The following is a 1,243-nucleotide window of genomic DNA, read 5'->3' as shown; positions in this document are numbered from 1 at the left end:
GACGCACGGCGGCTGGATTCCTGTGACAGGCACAGGAATTGTCTCTCAAATCTGTGCTTTAGTGTTGAGGAAGCTGAGATCGAGCCCCGGGAAGGCCTTCCCGGGGCTCGCGCGGCAAAGCGCCCGTACAGGAATAGGTGTCAACGACCGACCTCATGAAGGGACTTTGCCGCTCCAGCTTCGCATCGCTTGGTGACTTGAATGGGCTATCCGTCGGACACGCCCGCAGACAATTCGAAGCATGGAACCCTAATTATGATCACAGAACCCGCCGAAATCCAGTCCATCCTCGGCCTGGACGTCTCCCGCGACACCGTCACCCTGTACGACGGCCGCACGCGCGCCACCTCAACCCTCGCCAACACCGCCGACGCGCTGCGCACCGTCCTGCAGCCGTATCAGGGCATCGCCACGCTCGCCGTGTGCGAGGCCACCGGTGGCCATGAGGACATCCTGCTCGGCGTGCTCTTGGAACTGGCCATTCCGGCCCATCGCGCCGATCCCGCCAAGGTCAGGGCCTATGTCAAATCCTTCGGCAAGCACGGCAAGAACGATCCGATCGATGCGCGCTGGCTTTGGCGCTACGGCGGCGACCGCGCCGCGACGCTGCCGCGCTGGCAGCCGGCCGAGCCCTGCCAGCAGAAGCTCGAGCTGCTCGTCGCCCGCCGTCTCGACCTCGTCGCCATGCGGGTGCAGGAGCAAAACCGTCTGAAAGCCCCGCGCAGCCGTCTGATCGCCGACGCTATCGAGGCCCATCTCGAAGAGCTGAACCGCCATATCGACACTCTCAACGAACAGATCGACGCCCTGATCGCCGAAAGCGACGATCTGGCCCTGCGGGCCGAACCACTGCGCTCGGTGCCCGGCATCGGCCAGGTCCTGGTGCCGCTGCTGCTTGCCGTCATGCCCGAACTCGGCACCCTCAATCGTCGCCAGATCGCAAGCCTCGCCGGCGTCGCCCCGCATCCCAAAGACAGCGGCAAGGCCAGCTGGCACCGCAGCACCACCGGCGGCCGGCGCCAGATCCGACCGGCGCTCTTCATCGCCGCCCTTGCCGTCTGTCGCGGTGCCAGTCCGCTCGCCACCGCCTACAAGGCCATGCTCAAGCGCGGAAAACCGAAGCGCCTGGCGCTCACCGCCCTCATGCGCAAGATCATCACCGTTGCAAACGCCCGCGTCAGAGATGCCCTGCGGTTGCAATATGAAGTTAATGCAATTCCATGCGCAAACTGACTTGGTGAGG

The 1,243-nt window shown here is 64.8% G+C and carries 1 protein-coding gene; it reads left to right on the top strand.

Annotated features, from left to right (window positions below):
* The first annotated feature begins 255 nt into the window (after window positions 1-255).
* Window positions 256-1,233 (top strand): IS110 family transposase, encoded by a 978-nt coding sequence (locus AAE029_RS36155; protein ID WP_371077756.1) that lies wholly within the window; start codon window positions 256-258, stop codon window positions 1,231-1,233.
* Window positions 1,234-1,243 lie beyond the last annotated feature (10 nt).

This window comes from Sinorhizobium sp. CB7, assembly GCF_041357635.1.
Lineage (GTDB): Bacteria > Pseudomonadota > Alphaproteobacteria > Rhizobiales > Rhizobiaceae > Rhizobium.
This window is presented reverse-complemented; position numbering and strand designations above follow the sequence as displayed.